This window comes from Aquimarina macrocephali (assembly GCF_051627225.1).
GTDB lineage: Bacteria > Bacteroidota > Bacteroidia > Flavobacteriales > Flavobacteriaceae > Aquimarina > Aquimarina macrocephali.
In genome coordinates this window covers 4180740-4206939 of the sequence record NZ_CP151795.1, presented here as the reverse complement: position 1 = coordinate 4206939, position 26200 = coordinate 4180740, and the positions used below count along the sequence as shown (strand labels likewise).

Sequence of the window (26200 nt, the reverse complement as noted above, 5' to 3'; positions counted from 1 at the left end):
CAATTTTTAAAAGTGTAATCTCATCAAAGGTTACACTTTTTTAATAGTAAAGGCATCTTTGAAAGTTTGAAATTTATTCCTTGACACAGGAACTTCATGAGGAACTCCTTCAAAACTAATACGATAATTTCTGGCGTTGCCTGTGGTAGTATTGATGTTTCTTATATTAACGACATATGACCGGTGTGTACTAATAATAAATGGATAATTAGTAAGTACTTCTTCAAGTTTTTGAATCGTAAGCCGATATGGTTTACATTTTACTTCACTAAGTGTTTTTGTAAAAACATCTACATAATTACCTTCTGATTTAGCGAATAAAAAGGCATTTATATCAAGCTCAATGATTTCGTTTTTATTACTGGTTTGTATATTAATAATATCGGATACTTCATTCTCTGTATGTATAATTCTAGATTCGAGTTGTTCATTGTATAAGGAGACTTTTTTTAAGTTTTCTTTTAAAAGAATGGTATAATTAAGCCAAACAAGAAGAAAAGCCGGGACAATGCCTAGAAGAATAACATATAGCGATGAGTTTAAAAAATGTAGTATTATATTGTTAGAAGGCTCCTTACTAATCATAAGAGACAGTATATTATTAAATATAGCAATTACAAAAAGAAGTGAAACGATTAAAAGACATTCTTTTCCTACTGTCCAGTTTTCCTTTAAATCAGGCTTAAAAAATATCCGAGGTATAACTTCGAGTACTAAGAGAATACTAAAAAAGGTCACTAATCCTGCTAGTGTACAAAGGAAAGGTTTTGAGAGTACAAAGTTTATGTCTACATAACTTTTGTCTACTGCTAATACATTAATAATATAAATCAACATTCCCAGTACAAAAGCGATTATCAAATTTCTTTTGGGATGAAATAGATATGGATAAGGCTTATGTATGATTTTGGCAATATAATGTCGAGACATTAAAAACTATCTTTTTAATCAAAAGTAACATTTTTAAAGGGTTTGAATCGTTTTTTAATCTATATAATCTTTCCTTTTCTTAATTTCTTCCAGAAATTTTTCTTTATCCTCCTTATTAAATTTCTTTACAATTTTCTTGATAAAGAAAGACCAAATAAAATATTTATCAGATGACTGGTTCATATAGCAAATCTGGAAATTAGTATGTTGTGATGTCTGTTTATGTAGTTTCTTTAGCTCGACAAGAATTTAATCAGCTTATTTTTTATTTCTCAATGCAAGTACATTTCCAAAAATAATAAGCACAATCCCTATAAAAGCATACACATCTGGTTTATATCCTTCAAAAATGGTAGAAATAGTTAAGGCAATTACTGGTATCACTACAATAACGTAGGCTGCTTTACTTGCTCCAATTTTGCCTATTAACGTAAGATAAGAGGTAAACGCAATGATAGATCCAAAAATTGTCAAATATGCTAGTGAAGAAATATAAGAAAATGAAGTATCAAAACTTATCGATTTCCCGCTAAACAAGGCTATTAATAACATAGCTATAGCACCATATAACATCCCAAAACCATTGGTTTGAATAACAGGGAGTTTAAATTTGCGTTGATTATTCGAAGAAGTAATATTTCCTAATGAAGCAAAAATGATTGAGCAAATACAAAATATCAATCCCTTGATTTGATCATTAGTTAAATCCACCTTTCTAAACTCGGTCTGGTATATCAAAACTGTTCCTAAAAGCCCGAAGACAGCCCCTATTATTATTTGTTTTTTTATTTTATCTCCTAAAAATATTGCACCAAAAACTATATTCATAAAAATTAATGTAGAAAATGCTACAGCCACTAACCCACTACTTAGATATTGTTCTGATAAGTATACTAACCAATAATTTGTTCCAAATAGTAGAATCCCTTGTAAAGCAATAAAAAAGTGTTGCTGCTTTGTAAATGATAGTGGAAGTTTTCTAATCTTAGAATACCCCAATAATATAATACCGCCTAATCCAAATCGATAGGCAACAGAAACTATAGGATCTACAGTTCCTAACTGGTATTTAATGATATACCAAGTAGACCCCCATATTAATGCCGGAATTATAAATAATAAGTAATTAGATTTTAGCATGATAAATAAATTTATTCTTTAAAACTAGACTATAATATTTTTATGATCTTTCTTAAGAAATTTCTTTTGTTAATTTAAACGTATTAGTATACTGCCTGGCACATATTATAAATAATAGTAATGAAAAAAGAATGAATCCAATTAAAGTAAAAATAAAATTAGACCACCCCCATTTTGATACTATATGCCCAGTTAAACTTCCTATACCACCTGCTCCCATATACTGGCATATTAAGTATAAGCAATTTGCAGTGCTTTTTCCTTCAACTGCATATTGAGATATTATCTTGTTTACCACAGTCTGGATCCCTAATAAACTAAAAGTAAGCAAGCTTAGACCTAACACCAATAACCACAATTCTTCTACTAGTAAACCTAATGTTCCTATTAGAAATAACACTAATAAGATTTTTAATATACGAAAAGGGTGAATTCGATGTGTCAATGCCCCAATTGTTATTGTTCCTCCTACTCCTGTAATATAGATTAGAAATAATAACGAAATAACATAATGAGGAAGTGAAAAAGGAGGCATTTCCAGTCTAAAACTCAAATAATTATAGATACTTACAAAAGTGCCCATCATTAGGATCATTAAAATAAAGACTCCAAAAAATAATGGATTTTTAAGGAAGCTCTTCATATACATTAGCTTTTGAAATGTTTGAATTTTTTGTGGATTAAAGTTTAGGGATTGTGGTAAAAGTCTCATAAAAAAGATACTTAATACCACGCCTACACCTCCAATAAACAATGTCGCTATTCTCCAATCATACCAACTAGAAATTAAACCTGCTACTACACGCCCCCACATACCACCTAATACATTTCCGGCTAAATATATCCCAATGACAATCCCTACATCTCCTATCTCAACTTCTTCAGAAATATAAACAATAGCAACTGCTATCACTCCTGATAATAAAAATCCTTTTATGAAACCAAAAACGACCAGTACATTAAAATTCCATGAGATTGCCGAGAGTATCGTGATTAATGAGGATAGAAATAAAGCAATCAGCATTAATTTTTTGCGATGTAGGATATCTGCATAAAAAGCAAACATAAAAAGCCCTAAAGCAATACCAATCATAGAAGACGAGACAACCAAGCTACTGATAGCAGGAGAAACTAAAAAACTTTCGCTTAATGATGGTAATAATGGCTGAAACATATAAAACTGTGAAAAAGCAGCCAAACCAGGAATAAAGATCGCTTTTCGAATCTCTTTATAACGTCTTGTATTTCTTTCTGCTTTTGTTTTCATTTCTTTATTTACCTCCTCTTTCTTATAAGTTATAAAAGATTTGAAGTACAAAGTTCAAAATTATTTTTACATTAGTAAAACGTTATTTTCTTATCATATACATTAGTAAAACTTATTAATAATGGAATTACGCCAGTTAAACTATTTTGTTAAAGCAGCAGAGTGTTTAAATTTTACAGAAGCCTCTCATAAAGTATTCATAACACAAAGTGCACTTTCGCAGCAAATAAAGCTTTTAGAACAGGAATTAGGAGTTCCTCTTTTTGATAGAATAGGAAAGAGAATACAGCTCACAGAGGCTGGTTCATTATTTTTAACCCGTGCCCGGCATACTCTTAAAAACGCTGAAAATGCCAAACAATTAATAGAAGATTTACAAAACCTGCAATCGGGAACTTTACATATCGGAGTAACCTATGGTTTAACTAATTTGTTTACAGAAACACTGATATCCTTTTCTACAAAATTCCCTTCAATACAGGTTAAGGCTTTCTTTGGCACATCAGATGAATTAATGGAAAAACTCAAATCGGGTATGTTGGATTTTATTTTATCCTTTAATAAAGCAACAGATGATAAGATGATTACTACTATTCCATTATTTCAATCCTATTTAATGTTGGTAGTACACGAATCACATCGGTTAGCTAATAAAAAACAAATCAGTATCGAAGAGCTTAATACTATGGAGCTAGCTGTACCTGCAGAGGGGTTTACAACCAGAAAAGTTCTGGATAAAGCGTTTAGAACAAACGAACTTCCATATCAATATCAAATAGAATTAAACCATATTCCTACCTTAATTCGACTTATTGAAACCGGAAAATGGGCAACTGTTCTTACAAAATCGACTACACAATATTTACCTACCCTCAAAAGTATTCCTATAAACAAAAAGAAACTTAAATTACGATCTGCAATACGGTATCTTAAAGGCAACTATCAAAAAAAAGCTTCTAAAATTTTCTTCCAAATGATTTTGGAACATTATGAGCAGAATACAGATTTAAATTAGCATATTATGAAAATGACGATACGAGAAGTTATCATAAATGATTTAAAAAATTAATTATAACTAAAATTATAATGAAAAAAGCTGAAATACATATTCGACCTGCATATAATAAAGATCTGGAAAGAATTTGGAGTCTGTGGAAAGTAGTTGTAGATCAAAAAATCTATTTTCCATATGATGATGGTTTTTCCCGAGAACACATTGAAAACAGTTGGGTAAATCTAAATAATAATTGTTTTGTCGCAGAAGTAGAAAAAGAAATTATAGGTGCATATATTTTAAAACCTAATCAACCGGGTTATGGAGACCATATTGCAAATGCTTCATATATGGTTGACAGTCAAAAAAGAGGAATGGGTCTTGGTCATAAGCTTTGTGCTCACTCTATTGATGCAGCAAAAAAGCTAGGGTATTATGCAATGCAGTTTAATCTGGTAGTTAGCACTAATAAACCTGCAATAAAAGTATGGTTAGCCAATGGGTTTGAGATTATAGGAACAATACCTGGTGGGTTTAGGCATTTTGAAAAAGGATATGTAGATGCGCATATTTTTTACAGGAAATTGTGATTTGTATATATTTCAGAAAAAATGGCATATAGGTTTTATACGGTAAAATAATAACAACTTTATATAAGTTCCTTCCTATACCTCGTGGGGCTAATCCCTTTATTTTTTTTAAAAAATTTATTCAAATGACTAACATCTGTAAAGCCTAGTTCATCAGTAATTTCAGTTATGCGCATATCACTATACTGAAGCCTGTTTTCTATTAATCGAATCCGGTAATTAGTAATATATTGCTGTAGCGTTTCTTTGGTATGTTTTTTAAAATAACGGCCAAGATATGTTTTAGAAATACCAAACTGATGACAAATTTCCTCTGTCCTCAATTTGGTTGGATCATATATATTCTCTTGTATATATTGTAATATATTCATCGCTTTTTCTTCTGTTCCTGCGTCTATAACATCAGGAAGATATTTTGCAATATTTCTCGCAACAATAACAATTAATGTATTCACTAACTGCTGTATGATTTCTTTGTTGTATAAGTCCCTGTTAACATATTCGCGTATCATAGCCTCTACCATAGGTTTAACTAGTGTTTTGTCTGTAAGATTTCTTAAAATACAGCCTGGTTGATGATTTGCATTTTTTAAAATAAACTCTAATCGTTGAATATTATCAGCACTTATCTTTCCTGATTTAATATAAATATCATTAAATCTCAAAAAGAAAAATTGTGTAGTTGTATTGATTTCTATAGAAGATATATCTGTTGGAGTTAATAAAAGCATATGCCCAGGATGATATAAAAATTCGTTCTTATTTACACATTGAGTTCCTGTACCAGATAAAATATAAACCAATTCAAAAAAACTGTTTTTGTGCTCATGCACTGGAGATTGATCTAATGTCTCAAAAGCTATCGAAAAAGGTTCATATAGATTATTTTTATCCATGATTATGCATTTTTACATTTAAAACGAAAAAATATACTACTAAACAATCTATACAAAGGTATAAATTTGCTATAAATTATTAAAACATATATAACATGAATGCAATAGGAATCAAAAAATCATTACCAATAAGCGAGGAAAATAGCCTAATTCAGTTCGAAACAGAACGACCTGTACCAAAAGGACAAGATCTATTGGTAAAAATTAAAGTAATAGGAATGAATCCTGTGGATTATAAAGTTCGTCAAAGAAGTGTACAAAATCAAGAATTAGACTCTCCAAAAATATTAGGCTGGGATGCTATAGGTATTGTTGAAGCGGTGGGTGACAAAGTAACCTTATTTAAAACTGGTGATGAAGTGTTTTATGCAGGAGATATTACACGTCCAGGATCTAATGCCGAATATCAATTAGTAGATGAGCGTATAGTAGGCAAAAAACCGAATACTATTTCTGATGCTGAAGCCGCAGTCATGCCGTTAACTTCATTAACTGCCTGGGAGGTATTGTTCGACAGACTAAAATTAACTCCAGGAGAAGGAAAAGGAAAAACTATACTAATTATTAGCGGTGCAGGTGGTGTTGGCTCTATTGCAACTCAATTAGCCAAAAAATTAACCAATTTAACTGTTATAGCCACCGCCTCTCGCCCTGAGAGTCATTTATGGTGCCAAAATATGGGGGCCGACCATGTTGTTAATCATCATAACCTCATTGAAGAAGTACATGCATTAGGAATCAATACCGTAAACTACATCCTAAATTTTTCGGGAACTTCTGACCACTGGAAAAACATAATCGAATTAATTGACCCACAGGGACACATATGTACTATTGCAGAATCTCCTGATAACCACATCAATATAGGGTCTTTTAAATCTAAGAGTATAACCTTATCCTATGAGTTAATGTATACACGATCCATGTATCAAACAAAAGATATGATTGAACAACATCATATCTTAAACAAAATAGCTACAATGCTTGAAAACAATGAAATTAAATCAACACTCAATAGCACCCTTACTGGTTTTACAACTGCAAACCTCAAAGAAGCTCATCAAAAATTAGAATCTGGAAAAACCATAGGGAAAATTGCTATTACATTTTAGCACCACTGTTTAATTTTGATGAAATGAGTTGATAATCATCAAATAAAACCAGAACTCTTATACGAATTACTTAAGAATTGATTGAACTTGTAGTTGTAACCGAGGTATAACCTCTTTTTTATACCATTCATTTTTTGCCTGCCAAATATTATTTCTTGGCGAAGGATGTGGTAATACAAAATAATCTGGCAAATATTCTTTGTAATTCTTTACCGTATCTGTTAGTGTTCTTTTTAATCGATCACCCAGATAATACTCTTGAGCATATCTGCCAATGAGTAGTACAAGCTCTACGTTTTCTATTTTGGTCAAAAGTTTTTGATGCCACAGGGGAGCACATTTTTTTGTAGGGGGGAGATCTCCGGATTTCCCTTTTCCCGGGTAACAAAACCCCATAGGTACAAGTGCAATTTTTTGTGAATTATAAAACGTCTCATCATCAATTCCCATCCAGGCTCTTAAATTCTTCCCGCTTTTATCATCCCATGGGATTCCCGACTTGTGAACAATACTTCCGGGAGCCTGCCCAATGATTACTATTTTACTATGAGTATGTGCTGAAACTATTGGTCTTGGCCCTAATTCTAATTGTGCTGCACATTCATTACATTTTGAAATCAAAGACAATAATTTTTGCATAATCGATATTACGTTTTATAAATTGATTAGTAAATTATAAAATAATATGGTTTCACTTTACTTATTTAAGATTTGTTTGATGTTTTATCTCATTCATAAAAGAACACCCTAACGAATTAGCCAAGGTGTTCTCCAAAAGAAAAACTAATCACACCGGTTAGAACTTTTCTACTAGACTAAAGAAAAGTATCAAAACCTCTAATTATATGTATTACGAAGCTTCTCCCAATTACCATTAGCTTTTGCAACTAATTTTTTATGATTGTTTTCTGCAAGCCATAATTGTTGTGCGTCTAGCTCTATGTTGTATAAAAACAAAAAGTATTTTCCATCTTTTACTACAAACTTATTTGGGTCTGGTCTAAACTTAGCACCAGCATATACTCCAAATGCACAGAATCCTCCATACTCTGGTAAGTAGTGTTTAGGGTTTTTATCAAATTTGGATTTTTGCTCTTTAGATGTAAAATAATACACAACCTTCTCATGTTCAGATTTATATTCTTTGTTTCCTCGTTGTGCAATACCGAGATCCAGATATGATACAGGACTATACCCTTGCAAAGCTATATTGCTGTTATCAATATTATTTCCTTTCTTATCCTGCGCAATAGTAGTCATAGTTGCCATTATCATTACTACTAATGTTATTTTTATATTTTTTAAAGTTTTCATTTTTTTTATCTTAAGCATTAAAATATTCTTCTTGTACAACCTGTCCGTCATTGTTCCATACTCGTCTAATGATTTCATGCCAATAAATTGTACTATTATCGGTCATCTCGAAATCAAATGTGAATTCTGAAGCTGAAACATTACCGTCTACTATCGTATGGTGATGAGTGATACCGTTTACTTTTTTAATAGAATTGGCAAAACCTTCCATTTTTTCTACCATTTGTGCTTTGTTTTTGGTGGTAAGATTATTGTAATCTGAGGTTGTAGCATCCTCAGCAAAAAATTGTTTTACTGCATCTACTATTGCTCCTTGTGTAACAATACTATCCATTTCTGTAGCTAATGCTTTAATATCCATTGTTTTTATTTTTAAATGATTAAACAAATATTGTTTTGTAATTACACTACAAATTTCTGGATATATCAAGGAAAGAGAGCTACAAAAAAAGGACTAGTTCTTGTACTTTTTATTCTTGAAATGTGACGGAGATTCTCCTGTATAATGCTTAAAGAAGTTAGAGAAATGATTAGGCTCTTCAAAACCTAACTCCAGTGAAATTTCCTTAATAGTAAGGCTTTTGGCTAAAAGAGACTTTGATGTATTAATCATCTCATGCCTAATAAGTTTTCCCAGAGAAGTTTGCATTTTATCTTTCACTTTCCTGGAAAGTACTTTTGGAGAAAGATTCATTTTTGAGGCATAAAAATCAAGTGTTCTCTCTTTGGTATGATATTGCTGAAGAAGTTCGATTATACTCTGAGAGAAAAGATCTCTATTTTGATAATCAAAATTCTCTCTAAATTCTTGAGGGTTCCTACCAACATTATTTTTAAAAACTCTGGTAAAATATGCCGGGTCATTGTACCCTAAATCATAAGATATCTCTTTAATACTTTTATCTGTAAAAGCAATCTCTTTTTTACTTTCTAATAGCTTTTTACCCGATAACAGAGATTTTAAAGAAATTCCTATTTTATTTTTTATCAAAGACTGAATATTATATCCGTTTTCATCAATCAAAGCCGTGAGTTCTCTATTATTAATATTACTAGAATATTGCGTATCAATAACATCCTTTGTATCAAAAATAACACGGTACTCCTCTCTATTTGCCTGAAATGGATTCTGATAATACCATTGTTCTGCAGAAACATCTATGATGCGATCTACTGCTATATCATAGTCAATTTGATTTGTTATTTTTTGGAAATCATTGGATTCATCAAAATTTATGTACCCCAAAGAAATAAGATGTTTAAATAACACTCTAAACTCTTTATTTCTAAAAACCGTTTCATCAGGAAATTCAATTTTTTGAATCAAGAAGTCGTCTGAGAGAAATTTTATGTATTGTCCTTTTTCGAGATAAATGGCTTTATTTTGCCAATCGAAGTAATTCTTAAAATCAACTTGAATACCACCACTACCAGATAAAACCTGGAAAAAAGTATATTGATTTATAAAGTATACTTTATTTATTTCTGGTGTAAATTCTGTAAACACGATAATCGTTTGATTGGTGTATTATAAGTCGAAACTTTTATCGAAAAATAACATCTTAACAATCTAATTAATTATTAAAATCAATAGAAGCTTTTTTTAAAGAGTTTAAGTTCGATCTAAATTTAGAGGGCAATAAAAATCGTCAAATCGAGTGATTTTTAGAAATGTAATGAAGAAAAATTGTATCGAGATTAGGTTTTTGTTGGAAAACAGCTTATTCTCGATACATTTTCTTGTCTTTGCAAGCCAATAAAACACTCGACCTGACGCAGTTTTTTTGCTCCGAACTCAGGGTTAAGAATGTATTTTTTAGAATATATGGAGCAAAGTGATGGTGTGTGGTATACTTTCTAAAGTATAGAAAGTATTCTGGGCATAATACCAAATTATACCCAGGTGTTATTTACTTTTTAATACGGTTTTATTTTCCTTACTTCTTTTTATTATTATAGAATCTCTATAGATTTTTTTTACTGAAATATCTTCTAGCATATCCCCTTCTCTAATCTTATAAAATTTATTATTCATTCTAATTAAGATTAATTCTGAAGTACTTTTGGCTCCTTTAACATAACCATGATAGCTTAATTTAGGCCATGGTTTTTTGATATTATTTTTAGGAACACTATTTGTTTTCTTAGGTCTAGTTACTAATTTCGTACTTGTCTTACGTTTTTTTGCTCTAGAAGTCATATACTTTCCTAAGAAAGGGTCTCTTTCAATTTTTCTAAGATTAAAAGTATCTTTTGAAAAATTCATTCTAGGATCTACAATAGTAATTGGATTGACCGACATGCTATCTTCCTCTATATTGTTTCCAAAAAAGTTGAAAATTTTATTAAAAACAATTGCCCAGATGATAAGCATGAAAAAAATCAAAACGCTATTTAAAATCTTTTTATTCACTAGCCTAAAATTATAATTCGATATATTCTATTTACTCAACTGTTATTTTTCTAACTTCACTATATGTACTTTTATTACCTGCTTGATCCACTATTCTCACTCTCCAATAGTAATCTCCTAAATTAGAAAATGTTATTTCCTGAGAGTTCGAACTGGTCGGTACAGTTTCAATTATGGTTGCAAAACCACTATCTGTTGCTACTTCTATAACACTAGATAATGTAGATTGAACTTCTCCTGTATCACTAGGTATATTCCAGGTAAAAGTAATTGGAGATGATCCTTTTGCATCATTATTAGGTGATGCCAATGTAGGTTGATTAGGTACTTCGGTATCTAGAAAAATCTTTCTCGTCGAGAATTCAGTTTCAGTACTATTATTTGTATTTACTGCTTTAACCTTCCAGGTATAAATTGCATCTTCGCTTAAAACTGTAGAATTAAGTGTAAAATTATTATTGGTTAAATCAGGAGTTTGGATTTCGGTAGCCGTATTTCCCTGAATTGTTTTATCTACTATTACAGTATATGAAGTTGCTGCCTGAATTCTATCCCAGGTTAATATTAAAGCATCTTTATTCGTGTAAAAATTCTCTGATGGTGACGTTAAAAACACATCTTGATTAGTTAAATCGTCTGATACAGAAAGCGTAAAAGAAATAGGAAAACTATAGGCTGTGCTATACGCAAAATTTTCTCCTCGTATCCTCCAGCTATATTCGCCGGGATTAAGCCCATATGTAAAGTTATTACCCTTAACTAATGAGTCTAACACATTTCTTTGTGTGGCTTCTTCTACTACTTGTATTCTATAATCATCTGCATCTCCTAATTCATCCCATCTAAACTGAACCGAATTACCATCCAGATTACTTTTATCCTTTGGTGCTACGGTTGTTACCAAATCATCTGTAATATCTTCTTCGAGAACATCATCGCACGCTATCAACAGAAATAAACTGCTAAAAACTATGCCTATACTAACTATTTTTTTCATAATTCTGAAATATTATCTTTACTCTTAATTTATTTTTCCGTGTTTGGAATTCTTTTTCTTTTGTAAATGAAATGCTAACAATATTTGAAAACTTAAATTCTTTTTCAAATGCATACACAATTTCTAACAAAGCATTAAAATCTCCTTCTAGTGTTAACTGGTTACTAATTACATTAAAACCATTACTCTCTGCTATATGAATTTCATCTAAGTTAAAAACATATACATTATCATAAGATGATGTAAAATCAAGTATTTGTTGTTGTATTTCTTCGGGCTCTATACCCTGTTTACCTATTATTTTATCATAAAATTTTAACTCTACCTGTGTTTGAGTAACATCGGTCGTTGATGAATTTACATACTCTAATTTGTCTTCTAATTGTTGAACCTGATCATAAGCCTGTCGAGTAATTTTAAAAGATCTTTTATTCGCTGCCATGAATAGCAATATTCCTATTGCTATAAGTCCAATTAATTTTTGTTTATATGTTAGGTTTGCAAACACTATTTCATCTGTTTATTTTATTGTTTTTTACAGGTCATATGGAATTATTCACCAATAACCATTTAGATCGGCATTAACTAAGTTATTATGGCTCATTTCACAACGATTTTTAAAGTAAACTCACTTTTTTTATTTCTACTCTTACTAAAATCCAAAATCTCTATTTTGGAAATCCATTTTTCTTTCTTTAATTCTTTTACCCAAGAATTAATTGGCATACTCGAACTAGAATTACCATTAATAATAATGGTATTTGTTTCAAATACTATTTTTTCAAAATTCTTAATCTTTTTCTGTGTAGGGTTTACCTTTAGACTATTAAGTCCCACATTATTAGGAATAGAATTCACAATACGATACATATAAAAAGAGAGAAAATTCTGGCTTAAGATACCTGATTCCTGAAGTATTTTTGTTTTGTTTTGCTTTTCGTTTTCTAGCTTTTTAACCTGATTATAAGTATCATTAAGGTTGTATAACTGAGATTCGTAACTTACATATTTATCGTTATAGTAATTCAATAACAAGTAACTAATCAATAAGGCTGATAGGAAAAAAATCCCCAGTACCGTAGCTACGGTATTAAATGTCTTTTTAAGTAGATTTTCCTTTTTATTCTGTTTTAAAAACTCTGCTTCATAGCTAAAATCATCTGAAGGATACAAATAATGAAGTAGTGTAGAAAACAAAGGAACCTGAGTATTGCTAATCCTCTCTTCTCCCAAGACATATTCCTTGGTAATAGCATCTAGTTTCTGAGTTCCAATCAAATAATTTTCATCAAAACTCAATTCGTAATCGGCAGAAATAATCGATGACTCATTAGACAACCCTTTAAATAGTACTCCAACAAAAGGGCCAATACTATAATCTACAACCAAATACTTATTTTCTAAAAACAGTGCAAAGAATTTTTCTAAAACATCTTTTCTTACAATTGAAATAAAATTTTGTTGACTTTGATGTAGCTCATAAATATAGAAATCATCAATAGAAGCATTAAACAATACCTCTTTTAAATAGTTTCCTTTTGCAGAAACTTGTTTGTTTATAATACCTTTTCCATAAAAATTAAGAAGTAAGGGAACCGATGTATTCACTTTATCTTTAACAACATTAAAGTCCTCAGTAGAAAACGAAGTTTCTATCGATAAGGCATCAGATTTCTTATCTATAATAAGCACATTGTACATAGGGATATCCCCTAATACTACACCTACAATAGCATATTGTTTTTCCTGAAAAGGCTTAAGAATAATATTTTTTATCTGCTCTAACATTAGTAAACAACAGTCGGTTTTATAAATACATGTAGTTTTGACTTCTTCTTTTTCTTGGTTTTACTACTAAAAAACCATTTTATTATTGGTATTCTAGATAATAATGGTGTTCCTGTTCCAGAGTTTTCTTTTTCTAATTCATCTAATCCTCCAAGAAGTATCATTTCACCATTTCGTACTCGAACCAGAGACTCAAACTGCTGGGTCGATTTTCCTGGTGGAGCGTTCTCTCCTGCTCTTCCTAAAAAAGCACTCTTTTCTACAACAATAGTTAGTGTTATTTGTTCATCTTTAGAAACAAAAGGTTTTATATTAACACTTAAATTAGCATCTGTAGCTTTCCATTGACCTGACTGCAAAATATCACTACCTACTCCATTATTAATTAACCTATTATTTTGTTCGAAGTAATAATTAGTTTCTCCGATAGAAATTTTTGCTTCATGACCGCTTAGTGTAGAAATCTTGGGAGTCGATTGTAATCGGATTATAGAATTATTTTCTAGCGCTCTTAAATTAAGATAAAAGTCTTTTGCTACTTTACCAAGGTTAAAAATACCAAACCCATTAAAGGCATCAATCAATTTATTTACAGAAGATGAATTTAAATTAACTTCAGCTTGTGGAAATAAAACTCCAGAAGTAACTCTCTCTTTTTTATCAATTCCTGCTTTAATCCCGGTTTGAATATCATACCCTTTTTGATATTGTACTATGAGTACCTCTATAAGGATCATGGGTACCACTTTATCAATTTGTTTTATATACTCTTTTAACTCCAATATTCTTGGTCTCGAGCCAGAAACTACGAATCCATTAAGTTCTATAAACTCCTTAAGTTCTACATTTTCTATTAAGTCCTTGGGCAATGTTTCTAAAACAGTTTCTATTGTTCTATTCTCTAGTTGTATAAGCTCAGTACTTCTGAGACCTTCTCCATTTTGATCTCCAATAAGGTAAAAATCATCTGTTTTTTTGTACGTACTGTTTTTACCCATAAAAACATGATCCAAAAGCTCATCAAAAGTAATTTCGTTTACCACCAATGTTGTTGTAGCTCCTGCAGGTTTATCATACATAAAATAGTTTACATTGAGTTTTTCTGCTGCTTCTAATATTAACGAAGTAATATCGGCATCAAATGCCTGAACACTCAAAAATCCACTTGGTAGAACCGTTATTTCTGCAGATGACTCTGGAGTTCTGGTTTTTTTACCTTTCCTAGATGATCCAGTAGTGGTACCTGCCGGTAGTACTTGATCTTTTTCTATATAGTAAAACCCATTATCATCTTTAGTGATTATTAATCTATTAGATTTAGCCATCATCTCCATTACCTGATCAAATGGTCTATTTAAGATATAAGCAGAAATTTTTTCGTTTTTCACATTAGGGCCTAAGATTACATTTTTGCCTGATACATCAGTAATCTTTTGAGCTACGCGAGGTAAAGAATCATTTTTAAGTTTTATAGCTAAAAAATCATTTTGGCTATTGTAAGTGACGTCAATTTCTTTAAGCACTTTTGGTTTAGGAAGTTCTTTTGGTTTTATAGTTTTCTTAAAAACAATGATCTTGTTTATAAACTCTATACTTAGATTATATTTTTTAATCACAAAAAGAAACACATCCTTAACAGGAACATTAAAAAAACTACTGGAAACAATCTGATTAAGATCTGGATCTGCACTTATATTTAGCTTGTGCTCTATAGCAACAGATGTTAGAAAATCATATAGTGTAAGCCCCGAAACATCAATCTGTATAGTTTCATTAAGTTCGGGAGTATCTTCTGCATATGCATTAATTTGTTCCTCAATCTTTTGCATGTCCTGTTGTCCATACGAAAGTGGGATTACACAAATTAATACTATATAATATAAAAGTTTCTTCATAATTAAGCTTTGATTAGCAGCGAATAAATTTCTTCGAGAGAAGTTTCCCCTTCTTCTAATAAATTAAAAGCTTTATCCGCGAGGCTTTGGTATTTATAACTTATATTTTGTTCTAGATTGTGACTGTTATTTTTAATGGCATTAACTACATCATCTGTGATCGATACAATTTCATAGATTGCTCTTCTGCCTTTATATCCTGTATAATAACATTCTGTACATCCTACCGGCATATGATGTGTTGATATGGCCCTAGGAAGTTTGTAATTTCTAGGTAGTTCCTCTTCATTAAAAGGAGTTTCTTTTTTACAATGTGAACAGAGTTTTCTAACTAATCGTTGAGCAACAGACAGGTTTAAGGTTTCTGCAATATAAAATGCAGGAACCCCCATATCGACTAATCTGGATATTGTTCCCAGTGCAGAATTAGTATGTATTGTGGATAATACTAAATGCCCTGTTAATGATGCTCTAATGGCCATTTTAGCTGTCTCTGCATCCCTGATTTCTCCAAGCATAATTATATCTGGATCTTGCCGTAAAAATGATCGCAATGCCGAAGAAAAAGTAAGTCCGATGTCTTCTTTAAGTTGAACTTGGTTAATTCCTTTTAACGTATATTCGATCGGATCTTCTACGGTTACAATATTTCTTTTTACATCATTAAGAAGTTTTAGCGTAGCATATAGTGTTGTTGTTTTACCAGATCCAGTGGGTCCGCTAATCAATACAATACCGTTATTCTTTTTTACAGCTTCAAGGTATTTTTCTTTTTCATTCGACTCCAACCCCAGGTCTTCTAATCTAATATTAGAAGCATCTTTTCCTAACAGACGCATCACCACTTTTTCACCATGTAATGTCGGTAATATAGAAACTCTAATATCAAAATCTTTATAATCTATCCTTCCGTCTTGTGGTAATCTTTTTTCTGTGATATCAAGATTAGATTCTATTTTGATCTTATTTACTAATTCTAAATAACTCTCTTTAGGAATTTTATATTTTTCAACTAAAACACCATCAATACGCAATCTTGCCCTTGCTTCTTCTTCATATACTTCGAAATGAATATCACTACTACCAATAGATTTGGCTTCAAAAATCAAATTATCCAAAAAACTACTTTCTACAGTAGAGATACTTTGTGTTACTTCCTGATCCCTGTTATTCTTCCTGTAATAAACAAAGAGTGCCTTATTTAGTCGTTCTGATGAAATCTCATCAAACTTCAATGGTTTTCCCAAATACAGTTCCAGCTCTTCCTTGATCTGAGAACTTACTTTTTCTGCATCAATATAGAGTTCCATCACATCTTCAGTATTGTTCTTTGGAATAATACTATAATGATGTGCTAAATCAGCATTAATAAGCTGTTTTAGTTCTACAGATATTTGTATGTTGGTATCAGTGCTCAAATGAAAAAGTCGTAAAAAATATTAGTTGATAAAAATAGATTTGGAATCATTACTATAATGATATAAAGTGACAAGTACCCTGCCAGTGGTATTGTGTTTTGCTCGCTTTTATTCTGAAATATAGCATACAATACTAAAGACAATATCATCCCCGAAATAAAGAACAGCATATAATTTCTAAATGAAAAGAGAGGAATTACAGCAATTAAAAACACTAAATCTCCTATACCAATATATTGCTTAAATGGGTTTTGAATTTTTAATTGTTTAATGGAAAAGTATGCCGCAATAGAAATAAAATTAATGCCAATAAATAGTAATGATTTCAGGCTATCAAAAAGAACTATTACATCCTTATTCATATACATACTCACTACAAACACCAAAATAGGTAGCCCGATGTGTATATGTCTATATTTGACATCCTGATATAGCATTATCCCAAAAGAGATAAATAAAATAGATACTAATACGTATATCATTAGTCCTTTACCGTTTCTTTTAATAACTTATTATGATCAATCTCCCAGGTATTAAAACTCCCATCGCCATCAAAATCTGATAAAGAAACTGCTCTGGCTCTAAACGAATTAGTAGATGCCTCTGTTATTTCAATTCTATACACAGCCTGTCCTCCTTCACTAATAGATAATGCTGGCTCAAAACCTAAGGCTTCAAAATCTGTTGTATATTTAGAATTTCTATAAAAATAGCTTTTCTCTAATCCATACAAATGGTTTAGCATACTCTGAGCTTCAATAGCTTTTGCTTGTGATACTACAGCAGTTTGATTCGGTAATACCAATAGTATCAAAATCCCAATAATACACAATACAATTACCAATTCTGACATCGAATATGCCTTTACATACCCCTTTTTACAGGTGTTCATTTTTATTTTCATTTTCCTTTTTTAAGAAGGTTGAATAATTTTACTTAAATCAAACATAGGTGAATACATTGCAATTAATACTGTACCCACAACCAAACCTATAATTACAATTATTAATGGTTCCATAATAACACCAATCATCTTAGTTTGATGTTGCACTTCTTCATCATATTGCTTAGCCAATCTCTCAAACATATCATCTAATTTATTTACTTGTTCAGCTACACTAACAAGTGAAACCAATTTAAAATCATATATAGAATGTTTGGCTAATGCTTTTGAAAAAAGAGTTCCTTTTGTCACCTCTTTTTTGATCATATCTAAACTTGATTCTAATGGATAAAAAGATATCATACGCTGCACTAAATCCAAAGAAGTTACTAATGGAGTTTTTGCAGATAACAATAAGCTTAGTGATTGACAAAAACGAGTGATGTATATTTTTCTTACCAGTTTACCAAAAAACGGAAGACGTATAATTACATTAGATATTGCTTTTCTGTAAAAAGTATGGTTTTTAAAGTAAAAATGAAAAGCAATTATGGAGACTAATACAATACCAAAAACTATACTTATGGTCGAAAAATGCTCTGAAACGTAAATAATCTTTTTAGTTAAATTTGGTAAATCTTTTCCAAACTGTTTAAATACGGTAGCGAACATAGGCACGACATACTTCATCATAAAATACAGCACTCCAAAAGTTAGCAGCAATACAAACGAAGGGTATGTAAAAACAGATAACAACTGCCTTCTCATTTTTACTTTTCTATCAAAGTATTGATATAACTCTAATAATACTTCGTCCAATTTTCTGGTTTCTTCTCCAATTTTAACACTGAAGTATTCATACGGAGAGAATTTTCCAGAATCTCGTAACGCCTCGAATAAGGCTTTACCTTGTACTACTTCTTTTGTTATCGCTTGTATCAGATCTTTATGTTTCTCTTTCTTTTGCTGGTCTTTTAATATTTCGAGTGCTTTTCTAAAATCTACACCAGAGTTTAATAAAACAGAAAGCTCTTTATACAAATCCATTTTATCTTTATCAGAAAAACGATTGCCAAAGCTCACTTCCTTAGAGAAAAAGCTATTGCTTTTCTTCTTTGTCTTAGTGACATTTTTTGTTTTATATGTTGAAATATTAATACTCATCCAGCAAATAATTATTCATTCTCGATGCAAGAGAAATTTCTTTTGATTCAAAAAAATCAAAACTTGTTCCTAGTATCTCAATCTTAAGTTTTATGAGTTGATATTTTTCTTCAATTTTTTCATTTTGATTAAGCTTAACCTCCAGAACTTTTATATTAAAAGTATCTACAGCTTCTGCTTTTCTGATTATCTTTTCTGTTCTGAAAAAATAATGAACTTCTTTATTTGATACCTCTAGTACAATATGTTTATCATCATCTATATCTATAGACTTACTAAGTTGAACATCTTTTGAAAAAAGGTTTTGAAACTGGTTATACGCCATCAAATCATCTTGTTGATCTGCATAAACCACTACTTGCCTTGATAAATTATCATAAATAACATATACCATTGTAATTACCAATGACGATATCACCATGCCAATGACTAGTTCCAGCATCGTAAATGCTTGTAATCGTATATGTTTTTTACTCTTTAACAATGTATTGATACGTTTCTTTTTTTGACTGTACTTTTATTGTAAACACAACCTTATATCCTGTATTATTTTCTAATTCCTCTACTTTCTTTACTATGGTAAAAGACTCAAAATCATAATCTTCATCTATAAATTGTTTTTCGGTTTTTGTTTCCCAAAACAATTCTTTTACCTTTTGCCGAGCCTGGTAATGAGCAATACTATGATCAGAACCTAACACTCTACTATAAATTATAAGCGCCATAGACAAACAAATCGCAATGATGGTCATGGCAATTACCGATTCTATAACAGACCCTGCTTTTACATTATATTTGTTTAATAATTGCATAGGGTTTAAAGTATTCACTTTTATTTTTAAAGAGTGGTATCCTTACAAATTCATCAGGAAGACTTTTCCTATCAATTGTTCCGTTCAAAATATAATTATCATAAGCAGAAGCTTCTGTTCTAAGGTAAAAGTTACTGGTATATACCGTACCTATTACATTTCCTTTAAGCTGTAACTTACCACTACAGTAGATATCACCTATTACTTCGGCATCCTCTTCTACGGTAACTATCTTATCTAATCCTCTATTTATATCATTTATCACAATTCCTCCCAGAATCTTACTTTTCTTTCCTACAATAACCTCTCTTTTATCCACATTGCCTGTATTCATCAAAATACCAGATGGGTATTTTAAAACTACATTTTCTTCAAGTCCCACCACTTTTTCTGCTAGCACCTGAACATTACCAATGAAACCAGATTCAAAAGCTACCTTCGGAGCATCTATAATAATATCTTCTAATACATTGTTTTTCTTGATATAAACAGAATCTTTGGATCTTATAACAATATTTCCCGAAAGCCTTTTGTTATTTATAATTATAGTATCACTTTCTATAACTAGTGTCTGCTTACTAAAACTATTATATAAAAGAACATCATCTTTTATATCATTTAGCCTAACCTGGCGTATAGTATTAACATCATAAGCAAAATCTATATGATCAATCTTTGGTAAACTTGTTTTTGAGTTACGCTTTGTGCCTAACAAAAATTTTGTGTCTCGGTATGCATTAGAAGTTATATACCCTGCTTTTATACCAGATTTTGGTAAAAACACATTACCTGTAATTTTAGCTTTTTCTACCATAAACAAAGGTTTTGAAGCATCTGAAAGGTATAGTGCTAGTACATCTTCTTTCTGCCACTGCCCTATCAGAGCAGCTCTTTTTATAGTATCTTTCTTAAAAACTGAAGTGGTTAGCAATACTTTATAAAACCCCCATGGTTTTATACTACCCGATGAAACCATGCCATTATCAAAAACATCTATGGTAATTCCCTTCTCTTCGATATCCTCTATTTTTGCAAGAAAATACTCTTGTGCTGATTCATTATTAGATACTAGTTCGGCATGGGCATCAAGCATCCCCTGATGTATTTTAGAGTATCCACTCATCAATAACAGCGAATAACAAAATATCCCTACTACAATACAAATTAGTATCGCATATGCTATAGAACCAGCTTTTATCACGTATTATCTTTTTCTTTTTTACCAAATAATCGTTGAAAGAAATTTGGTTTATCGTTAGGTGTCTTTTTTTGTTTTGTTTTTTTAGCTCCCTTTTTAGTATTCCCTTTTACCTTTGTTTTATTATTTTTTGTCTTTTTGGAAGTTGCTCTATTTTTATCTTTTTTAGAAAAAAGTCTTTTAAAGAAACCTGATTTTTTCTGCTGAGGAGCTACTGAATCTTTAGCTTTCTTTTTAAACAGTCTAGCAAAGAATCCAGATTGTAGTGTATCTTTTTCTTTTCGTACTTTTTTACTATAATCTATAGTATCACCTTTTTGCACAAAAACCCATTTCCCCGATCGTTTACCACTAGTATATTTTCCCTTTGATATAACATTACCAATACTATCATAGAATACACATTTGCCATTTAGTATCCCGCTGTTCCAATTTTCTGTCGTTGCTAATTGGCCATTTTTATACCATGATTTCCAGATACCAATCTTTTTTCCTTTATTAAAATTGCCTTTCTCAGCTAATTCGTTAGAGTAATAATATTTGGTATATAACCCATCCAATAATTCTCCTGCATAATCACTTTGTGTAGCCTGTATTTTCCTGGATTTAAACCAATAGTACTTTACTCCAGCTTTTGGTTTTGGTTCATCATCTGTAATATGAAAGCTTTCTTTATACTCGGTAGTACTAATATTTTTCTTATTAAACAGTTCCTGTGAAGTTTTACAACTCAACAGGCAGATGAATACGATACTTATATATATTATTTTTTGCATTCTTTTACAATACTTTCGAACCATTGTGGTTCTTAAAACGTTATTTATTCTATACTGCACCAAACTTAGTTGATTACATCAACGACTACTATAAAAAATCTAAAAACTCATTTTGTAAAAATATTTTTAAAACACTAACAATCAGTGTCTTAAATTCATTTTAACAAAACATATACAGATACTACACCTTGTATACTTGTAAAAAATGAAGTCGCAAATATATTCATTTTTAAGTTGTTAAAAAGTTAAGATTTAACTTTACTTTAAGAGGTCTATTTTTCCTAAAAAAAACTAGCTCTTCATGTATTTTCCACACCCTCTATTGGATTAGCAAAACACATCAAATCACTCTAAATCATGATTTTAAATCAACCTAAATCTCATAAAAATTGCGCTTAACATCACACTACACCATTTTTCACAGTACAAGAATACGAGCCCTGAGTTTCATTTTTCGGGACTGGGAACTTTTTTTTTATTTTTTTTAGACCTTTAACATTATCGGAGTCATAAATCTGTTTTTATTTTGATAATACATTGAAGGCAGATAATTCTTATTTAAAAAATGAATAATTATTACTCTTCATGAATGTATATGATGTTATAAAAGCAGCAAAATAATTGTTGATTTTAACAACAAATGGTTATTTTCGTTCTCATAAAAATTGGCGAAGTTCTTTTAAATACTGATGTAAACAAGATTTTGATTACTATCCGTTTGGGATGCTACAACCTAATCGACATAAAGACTCTAAATCCTATAGATATGGATTCCAGGGACAAGAAAAAGACGATGAGATTAAAGGTGAAGGGAATAGTGTAAACTATAAGTACAGAATGCACGATCCTAGAATTGGTAGGTTCTTTGCGGTGGATCCGTTGGCTAAAGAGTATCCTCATTATACTCCTTATTCTTTTAGCGGTAATAGACTAATAGATAAAATTGAATTAGAAGGATTAGAACCATCTGATTATGATATTCAAAATGATCCTTTTGTAGTTGTTCGCTTAGTAAGAACTATTATGGATGGCCTTGAAATAGCCAGTTATAATACAGTTACATATATAAATGCATATGGAGGAATAGGAGTTCCACCTGTTGGGGTAAGAACTATTAAAGAATCAGTACAAGGAAAAGATGGGTTTTGGCGTGTTGAAAAAAGGATAGTTACTAAGTCTTTTAGCGATGCTACTTTTGGGCTTTTAGATGTACTAGGTTTAGGAGCTACACTATATGGAGGACCAGGAGGGTTGTTAACTAAACCTCAAGGAAGTGCGACTCAAGCTACTCAAACACTTAAGCAAGGTGTACTTTCGGAAGTAACAATGCTTTCAGATTCGCCAGTGCTATTGGAGTTATGGAACAAAACATTAAAATCGGCAGCAAATTCTAAAAGGCCCAATCTATATAAAAAATATTTAGAGAATTTAGAGAATGGTGTAGAAATGGATAATGAATTTTTAAGTGATACTTTTGGTTATATTCGTAGTAAATTTAAAACTGTAGCAGAAGAAGCAGGTGAAACTATTTCTGGTCAAATTCATCATTGGAACTTCCCTAAAAAAGATTTTCCTGATCAGGTTTTTAATCCTGATAATCTTACACAACCTGTCACCAGAGAAGTACATCAATTAATTCATGAAGCTACTTCAGGAGGAAGTAATATGTGGAAAGGACCAATACTAGAAGAATATGTAAAGCCTATTAACGGTACACCTATTCAAAATTAAAAGAACTCATTTTTATGATTAACTTAAATAAATTTATTGAAAATTTAAATGTTAGCGAAAGTTTTAAAAAACTTTTATTAGGGAATGTTTACATTCCTTATATCGCAGACGGGTATGAAAAAGTAAATGAAAAGGAACCAGTATTTTTCTTTCCTCCTATGCTAATACCATTATTTGTTGATTATTCTTTGACAAAATATAAAGGTTTAATTACTCATCCATTAAGCAATAATAGAACTAGCACATTTATTTCTTATAACATAGAGGATGATAATATATTAGAAATTGCTCGTAATGAAAATCAATTTTTGACATTGATGGTTTTAGAAATGAATATGATAATAGAAGGCCTGGATGATAAGATAAATAGTTTTTGTGATGAAATTAATTATTCATTTGCTAACGAAATAGATTTTTATGCTGATAAATATGGAAACGATTCTATTTTTTTTAATAAATTAATTTTTTTAGAAGATGATTTACCACTAAGCTATTGTAAAAGTATCGACCAATATAAAGGTGATTATCCTTCTTCTAAAGATTTAATTAATCAAAAAGTAGTTTATTCTGCAAGCTCATATGAGATTCATAATAACCAGTTGAGTTTTCTAAAAGAACAACCTTCTTGGTTCAAAACTAATGTTAGTTTAGAGAAATTATTTGTTAATTTCTTAGAGGCTGGAGAATTTGAATCGGCTTGGTTTACGCTTAATTGTAGAGGATGGGATATAGAAAAATTAGCAATGAGTTTGGAAAAGCTAACTATAAAAGTTAATAATCCGACACTTAATTTAATTTCAGATAATTGGCTAAAAAATTATTCGTTTTTTAAGTCATAAGTTAACCCAATAGGGCTGATTTAAACTCGTCCACTTAAAAAAATAGTAATATAAAGATAAAAACTGCCTATCTCTAGGTAGTTTTTATCTTTATATTACTTTAAATTTTACATTTTTAATAATAGTATTAAGTATGCATGGAAAAATATTTTGAGTCTCGAAAAATGGAACTCAAAACCCGTATTCTTGTATTAGAGTAAATAATGTCGTGAGACAAGAATATAAATAAATGAAAAAAACAATTGATTTAATACCTCTTTTTAAACAGTTCATTCGGGATTCTGAAACAGGAAAACGATTAAAGAAAAATGGAAATAGAATTACTGCTGGTACTATCGATAATTACCGATATGTATTGCATAATTTGATTGAGTTTTCCAGCTCTTGTGATTTTGATTTACGAGTCTGTGATGCACAAAAACTCACAAAACGAGAATTTGAATCTGAAAAGAATTATTGGAAAAAGTTCTATCGAAAGTTCTCTGATTTTATGTACAAAAAAGGGTGTTATGATAATTATGTAGGTAGTAATATGAAACAGATACGTACCTTCTTTAATTATCTAAAAAATGAAAAACATTTTAATACGGGGGACTTTCATAAGCTTTTATATGTTCGTAAGGAAGAAATCGATATCTTAGTGATATCCCCAGAACAATTAAAGTTCTTGATTCATAACAAAGAATTTGAAACTATACTTACTCCTCCCGAGAAACGTATTAAAGATATTTTTGTATTTGGCTGTACTACTGGTTTGCGTTTTTCGGATATTTTTTTGTTAACTACCAAAAATTTCGAAATACAAAACGGAGATTGGTATTTAAAGGTTAAAAGTAAAAAAACAAAAGCCTACAGTTCGATAAAACTACCAGGATATGCAGTAAAAATCTACCAGAAGTATAAATCCAAGAGTGCCAAAATTACCTTGTTTACTCCAATAGCATTATATACTTTTAATAAAACTCTAAAAAGTATCGGAGAAAAAGCAAATTTTACTGCTCCTATAGAGCTTTCTAGGGAGCGGCAGGGTAAAACCTATACTGTTTATAAAAATACTCAGAAAAAGCCAGAACGCTTTTGTGATAAGATGAGTTCTCATATGATGAGGCGTACAGCTATTACTACTTTACTAATTTTAGGGATGCCAGAACATTTGGTACGCACCATAAGCGGGCATAGTGCAAATAGTAACTCCTTTTATAGATATGTGCATTTTGCGCAATCCTATGTGGATAAAGAAATAGAAAAAATACATAATAAGCTAGAAACATATGAGTAGTAGCTTTTCATCAGAAAAGCTATAAAAAAAACCAAAAACTACCTAGAAATAGGTAGCTTTTATCCATAAATATTACCATTTTTCTTGTTGAGTGTTAGGATTGTAAATTCAAGATATATGGTTATTACTAAATAGAATATATTACTATTTTTACCTCACCTAAATTCTATTAGACATAAAATTATATTTAAATTTTGGATACCACATATTTATTGGTTGTGATACTTCTACTTAATATATTATTGCTACGTGATACCTTGGTAATACAAGATTGTAATTCTACAAAAATACATTAAATTAACTTATTATGGTTGAGCAAAAATATTATAATTTCTTTTTCCAAAAGAGTATAAACTATTATTTAAAAAGACTTAACAATCAATTTACATTTAATATTGATGCTTTTTTTCTAGGGATACTTTGGGTATTCTATAGAAAAATGTATAAATATGGTGTACTTGCTGTATTGATAATTTTGTTTTTTTTATTTATTGGATATGTTATCGATTATTGTATTATTACAAGCGACGATTTCTTTTACTATTATAATTTAATTCTTACTATTTGCGGAAGTATAGCATTTGGCTTTTTGGGAAATTATTTTTATTTAAAACATACTAAAAGTAAAATAAATAGTATCATCCAAAATACATCAGATAAAAAGTCGATATTAATAGAATTAAAAAGACAAGGTGGAGTAAATATAGTTCTACCGACCATTATTTTATTTTTAATACTTTTAATTAGTTCGATTCTCAATTAAC

27 protein-coding genes and 1 pseudogene are annotated in these 26200 nt (G+C 30.5%); 7 read left to right on the top strand and 21 right to left on the bottom strand.

From position 1 onward, the window contains the following. Nucleotides 1-30: 30 nt before the first annotated feature. The 3 genes from AAFU52_RS18330 to AAFU52_RS18320 all read right to left on the bottom strand — a co-directional run bounded on the left by AAFU52_RS18330 (nucleotide 31) and on the right by AAFU52_RS18320 (nucleotide 3337). Complete coding sequence (locus tag AAFU52_RS18330) at nucleotides 31-930, bottom strand: LytTR family DNA-binding domain-containing protein (RefSeq protein ID WP_438422989.1); 900 nt, start codon at nucleotides 928-930, stop codon at nucleotides 31-33. Between the two features lie 258 nt (nucleotides 931-1188). Next, on the bottom strand, nucleotides 1189-2070 hold the full coding sequence (locus AAFU52_RS18325; RefSeq protein ID WP_438422987.1) for a DMT family transporter: 882 nt from the start codon (nucleotides 2068-2070) through the stop codon (nucleotides 1189-1191). Nucleotides 2071-2122: 52 nt separating this feature from the next. Continuing rightward, a complete protein-coding gene (locus AAFU52_RS18320) occupies nucleotides 2123-3337 on the bottom strand; it encodes an MFS transporter (RefSeq protein WP_438422986.1) in 1215 nt (404 codons plus the stop codon). A 121-nt stretch (nucleotides 3338-3458) separates the two neighbouring features. On the opposite strand from AAFU52_RS18320, the gene AAFU52_RS18315 reads away from it, so the two are divergent. Both AAFU52_RS18315 and AAFU52_RS18310 read left to right on the top strand, forming a co-directional pair. Continuing rightward, complete coding sequence (locus AAFU52_RS18315) at nucleotides 3459-4352, top strand: LysR family transcriptional regulator (protein WP_438422985.1); 894 nt, start codon at nucleotides 3459-3461, stop codon at nucleotides 4350-4352. A 71-nt stretch (nucleotides 4353-4423) separates the two neighbouring features. Next, the gene (locus tag AAFU52_RS18310; RefSeq protein WP_438422984.1) at nucleotides 4424-4921 is read left to right on the top strand and encodes a GNAT family N-acetyltransferase; all 498 of its coding nucleotides are present in this window, start codon (nucleotides 4424-4426) and stop codon (nucleotides 4919-4921) included. A gap of 59 nt (nucleotides 4922-4980) precedes the next feature. Here the strand turns inward: AAFU52_RS18310 and AAFU52_RS18305 are convergent, their stop codons facing one another. Then, on the bottom strand, nucleotides 4981-5817 hold the full coding sequence (locus AAFU52_RS18305) for an AraC family transcriptional regulator (protein ID WP_438422983.1): 837 nt from the start codon (nucleotides 5815-5817) through the stop codon (nucleotides 4981-4983). A gap of 95 nt (nucleotides 5818-5912) precedes the next feature. On the opposite strand from AAFU52_RS18305, the gene AAFU52_RS18300 reads away from it, so the two are divergent. Beyond that, on the top strand, nucleotides 5913-6929 hold the full coding sequence (locus AAFU52_RS18300; RefSeq protein ID WP_438422982.1) for a zinc-binding alcohol dehydrogenase family protein: 1017 nt from the start codon (nucleotides 5913-5915) through the stop codon (nucleotides 6927-6929). A 66-nt stretch (nucleotides 6930-6995) separates the two neighbouring features. On the opposite strand, the gene AAFU52_RS18295 is transcribed toward AAFU52_RS18300, so the two are convergent. The 17 genes from AAFU52_RS18295 to AAFU52_RS18215 all read right to left on the bottom strand — a co-directional run bounded on the left by AAFU52_RS18295 (nucleotide 6996) and on the right by AAFU52_RS18215 (nucleotide 21587). Further along, the gene (locus AAFU52_RS18295; RefSeq protein ID WP_438422981.1) at nucleotides 6996-7568 is read right to left on the bottom strand and encodes a uracil-DNA glycosylase family protein; all 573 of its coding nucleotides are present in this window, start codon (nucleotides 7566-7568) and stop codon (nucleotides 6996-6998) included. Between the two features lie 198 nt (nucleotides 7569-7766). Then, the gene (locus tag AAFU52_RS18290) at nucleotides 7767-8243 is read right to left on the bottom strand and encodes a YHS domain-containing (seleno)protein (RefSeq protein ID WP_438422980.1); all 477 of its coding nucleotides are present in this window, start codon (nucleotides 8241-8243) and stop codon (nucleotides 7767-7769) included. A gap of 10 nt (nucleotides 8244-8253) precedes the next feature. After that, on the bottom strand, nucleotides 8254-8604 hold the full coding sequence (locus AAFU52_RS18285; protein WP_438422979.1) for a hypothetical protein: 351 nt from the start codon (nucleotides 8602-8604) through the stop codon (nucleotides 8254-8256). 93 nt (nucleotides 8605-8697) lie between these two features. Further along, nucleotides 8698-9750, bottom strand: coding sequence for a helix-turn-helix domain-containing protein (locus tag AAFU52_RS18280; RefSeq protein WP_438422978.1), 1053 nt, complete (start codon nucleotides 9748-9750; stop codon nucleotides 8698-8700). 399 nt (nucleotides 9751-10149) lie between these two features. After that, on the bottom strand, nucleotides 10150-10656 hold the full coding sequence (locus AAFU52_RS18275) for a hypothetical protein (RefSeq protein WP_438422977.1): 507 nt from the start codon (nucleotides 10654-10656) through the stop codon (nucleotides 10150-10152). A gap of 31 nt (nucleotides 10657-10687) precedes the next feature. Next, on the bottom strand, nucleotides 10688-11653 hold the full coding sequence (locus AAFU52_RS18270; protein ID WP_438422976.1) for a hypothetical protein: 966 nt from the start codon (nucleotides 11651-11653) through the stop codon (nucleotides 10688-10690). Beyond that, nucleotides 11637-12161, bottom strand: a complete 525-nt coding sequence (locus AAFU52_RS18265; protein ID WP_438422974.1) for a hypothetical protein — start codon at nucleotides 12159-12161, stop codon at nucleotides 11637-11639. Before AAFU52_RS18265 ends, AAFU52_RS18270 begins: the two co-directional genes overlap by 17 nt. 92 nt (nucleotides 12162-12253) lie before the next feature. Continuing rightward, the gene (locus tag AAFU52_RS18260; protein WP_024771094.1) at nucleotides 12254-13441 is read right to left on the bottom strand and encodes a PilN domain-containing protein; all 1188 of its coding nucleotides are present in this window, start codon (nucleotides 13439-13441) and stop codon (nucleotides 12254-12256) included. Then, nucleotides 13441-15336 (bottom strand): type II secretion system protein GspD, encoded by a 1896-nt coding sequence (locus AAFU52_RS18255; RefSeq protein WP_438422973.1) that lies wholly within the window; start codon nucleotides 15334-15336, stop codon nucleotides 13441-13443. Before AAFU52_RS18255 ends, AAFU52_RS18260 begins: the two co-directional genes overlap by 1 nt. 2 nt (nucleotides 15337-15338) lie before the next feature. Continuing rightward, the gene (locus AAFU52_RS18250; RefSeq protein ID WP_438422972.1) at nucleotides 15339-16754 is read right to left on the bottom strand and encodes a GspE/PulE family protein; all 1416 of its coding nucleotides are present in this window, start codon (nucleotides 16752-16754) and stop codon (nucleotides 15339-15341) included. After that, the gene (locus AAFU52_RS18245; RefSeq protein ID WP_438422971.1) at nucleotides 16751-17236 is read right to left on the bottom strand and encodes a hypothetical protein; all 486 of its coding nucleotides are present in this window, start codon (nucleotides 17234-17236) and stop codon (nucleotides 16751-16753) included. The genes AAFU52_RS18250 and AAFU52_RS18245 overlap by 4 nt, the downstream gene beginning before the upstream one ends. Beyond that, the gene (locus AAFU52_RS18240) at nucleotides 17236-17658 is read right to left on the bottom strand and encodes a type II secretion system protein (protein WP_199852736.1); all 423 of its coding nucleotides are present in this window, start codon (nucleotides 17656-17658) and stop codon (nucleotides 17236-17238) included. The genes AAFU52_RS18245 and AAFU52_RS18240 overlap by 1 nt, the downstream gene beginning before the upstream one ends. A gap of 9 nt (nucleotides 17659-17667) precedes the next feature. Beyond that, nucleotides 17668-18801 (bottom strand): type II secretion system F family protein, encoded by a 1134-nt coding sequence (locus AAFU52_RS18235; protein ID WP_438422970.1) that lies wholly within the window; start codon nucleotides 18799-18801, stop codon nucleotides 17668-17670. Beyond that, nucleotides 18791-19285, bottom strand: coding sequence for a PulJ/GspJ family protein (locus tag AAFU52_RS18230; protein WP_438422969.1), 495 nt, complete (start codon nucleotides 19283-19285; stop codon nucleotides 18791-18793). Before AAFU52_RS18230 ends, AAFU52_RS18235 begins: the two co-directional genes overlap by 11 nt. After that, nucleotides 19272-19613, bottom strand: a complete 342-nt coding sequence (locus tag AAFU52_RS18225) for a hypothetical protein (protein WP_024771101.1) — start codon at nucleotides 19611-19613, stop codon at nucleotides 19272-19274. The genes AAFU52_RS18230 and AAFU52_RS18225 overlap by 14 nt, the downstream gene beginning before the upstream one ends. Then, on the bottom strand, nucleotides 19591-20814 hold the full coding sequence (locus AAFU52_RS18220) for a hypothetical protein (protein ID WP_438422968.1): 1224 nt from the start codon (nucleotides 20812-20814) through the stop codon (nucleotides 19591-19593). The genes AAFU52_RS18225 and AAFU52_RS18220 overlap by 23 nt, the downstream gene beginning before the upstream one ends. Further along, entirely contained in the window at nucleotides 20811-21587 is a 777-nt protein-coding gene (locus tag AAFU52_RS18215; RefSeq protein WP_152538589.1) for a toxin-antitoxin system YwqK family antitoxin, read from the bottom strand. The genes AAFU52_RS18220 and AAFU52_RS18215 overlap by 4 nt, the downstream gene beginning before the upstream one ends. A gap of 720 nt (nucleotides 21588-22307) precedes the next feature. On the opposite strand from AAFU52_RS18215, the pseudogene AAFU52_RS18210 reads away from it, so the two are divergent. From AAFU52_RS18210 to AAFU52_RS18195, 4 genes and pseudogenes are all read left to right on the top strand, one after another. After that, nucleotides 22308-23318 (top strand): annotated as a pseudogene (locus tag AAFU52_RS18210) (hypothetical protein); the annotation flags it as partial. A gap of 14 nt (nucleotides 23319-23332) precedes the next feature. After that, on the top strand, nucleotides 23333-24157 hold the full coding sequence (locus AAFU52_RS18205; protein ID WP_438422967.1) for a hypothetical protein: 825 nt from the start codon (nucleotides 23333-23335) through the stop codon (nucleotides 24155-24157). Nucleotides 24158-24386: 229 nt separating this feature from the next. After that, nucleotides 24387-25436 carry a tyrosine-type recombinase/integrase gene (locus AAFU52_RS18200; protein WP_438422966.1) on the top strand — a complete coding sequence of 350 codons (1050 nt, stop codon included), beginning with the start codon at nucleotides 24387-24389 and terminating at the stop codon, nucleotides 25434-25436. Nucleotides 25437-25743: 307 nt separating this feature from the next. Next, nucleotides 25744-26199 carry a DUF2628 domain-containing protein gene (locus tag AAFU52_RS18195; protein ID WP_438422965.1) on the top strand — a complete coding sequence of 152 codons (456 nt, stop codon included), beginning with the start codon at nucleotides 25744-25746 and terminating at the stop codon, nucleotides 26197-26199. The last annotated feature ends 1 nt before the right edge of the window (nucleotide 26200 follow it).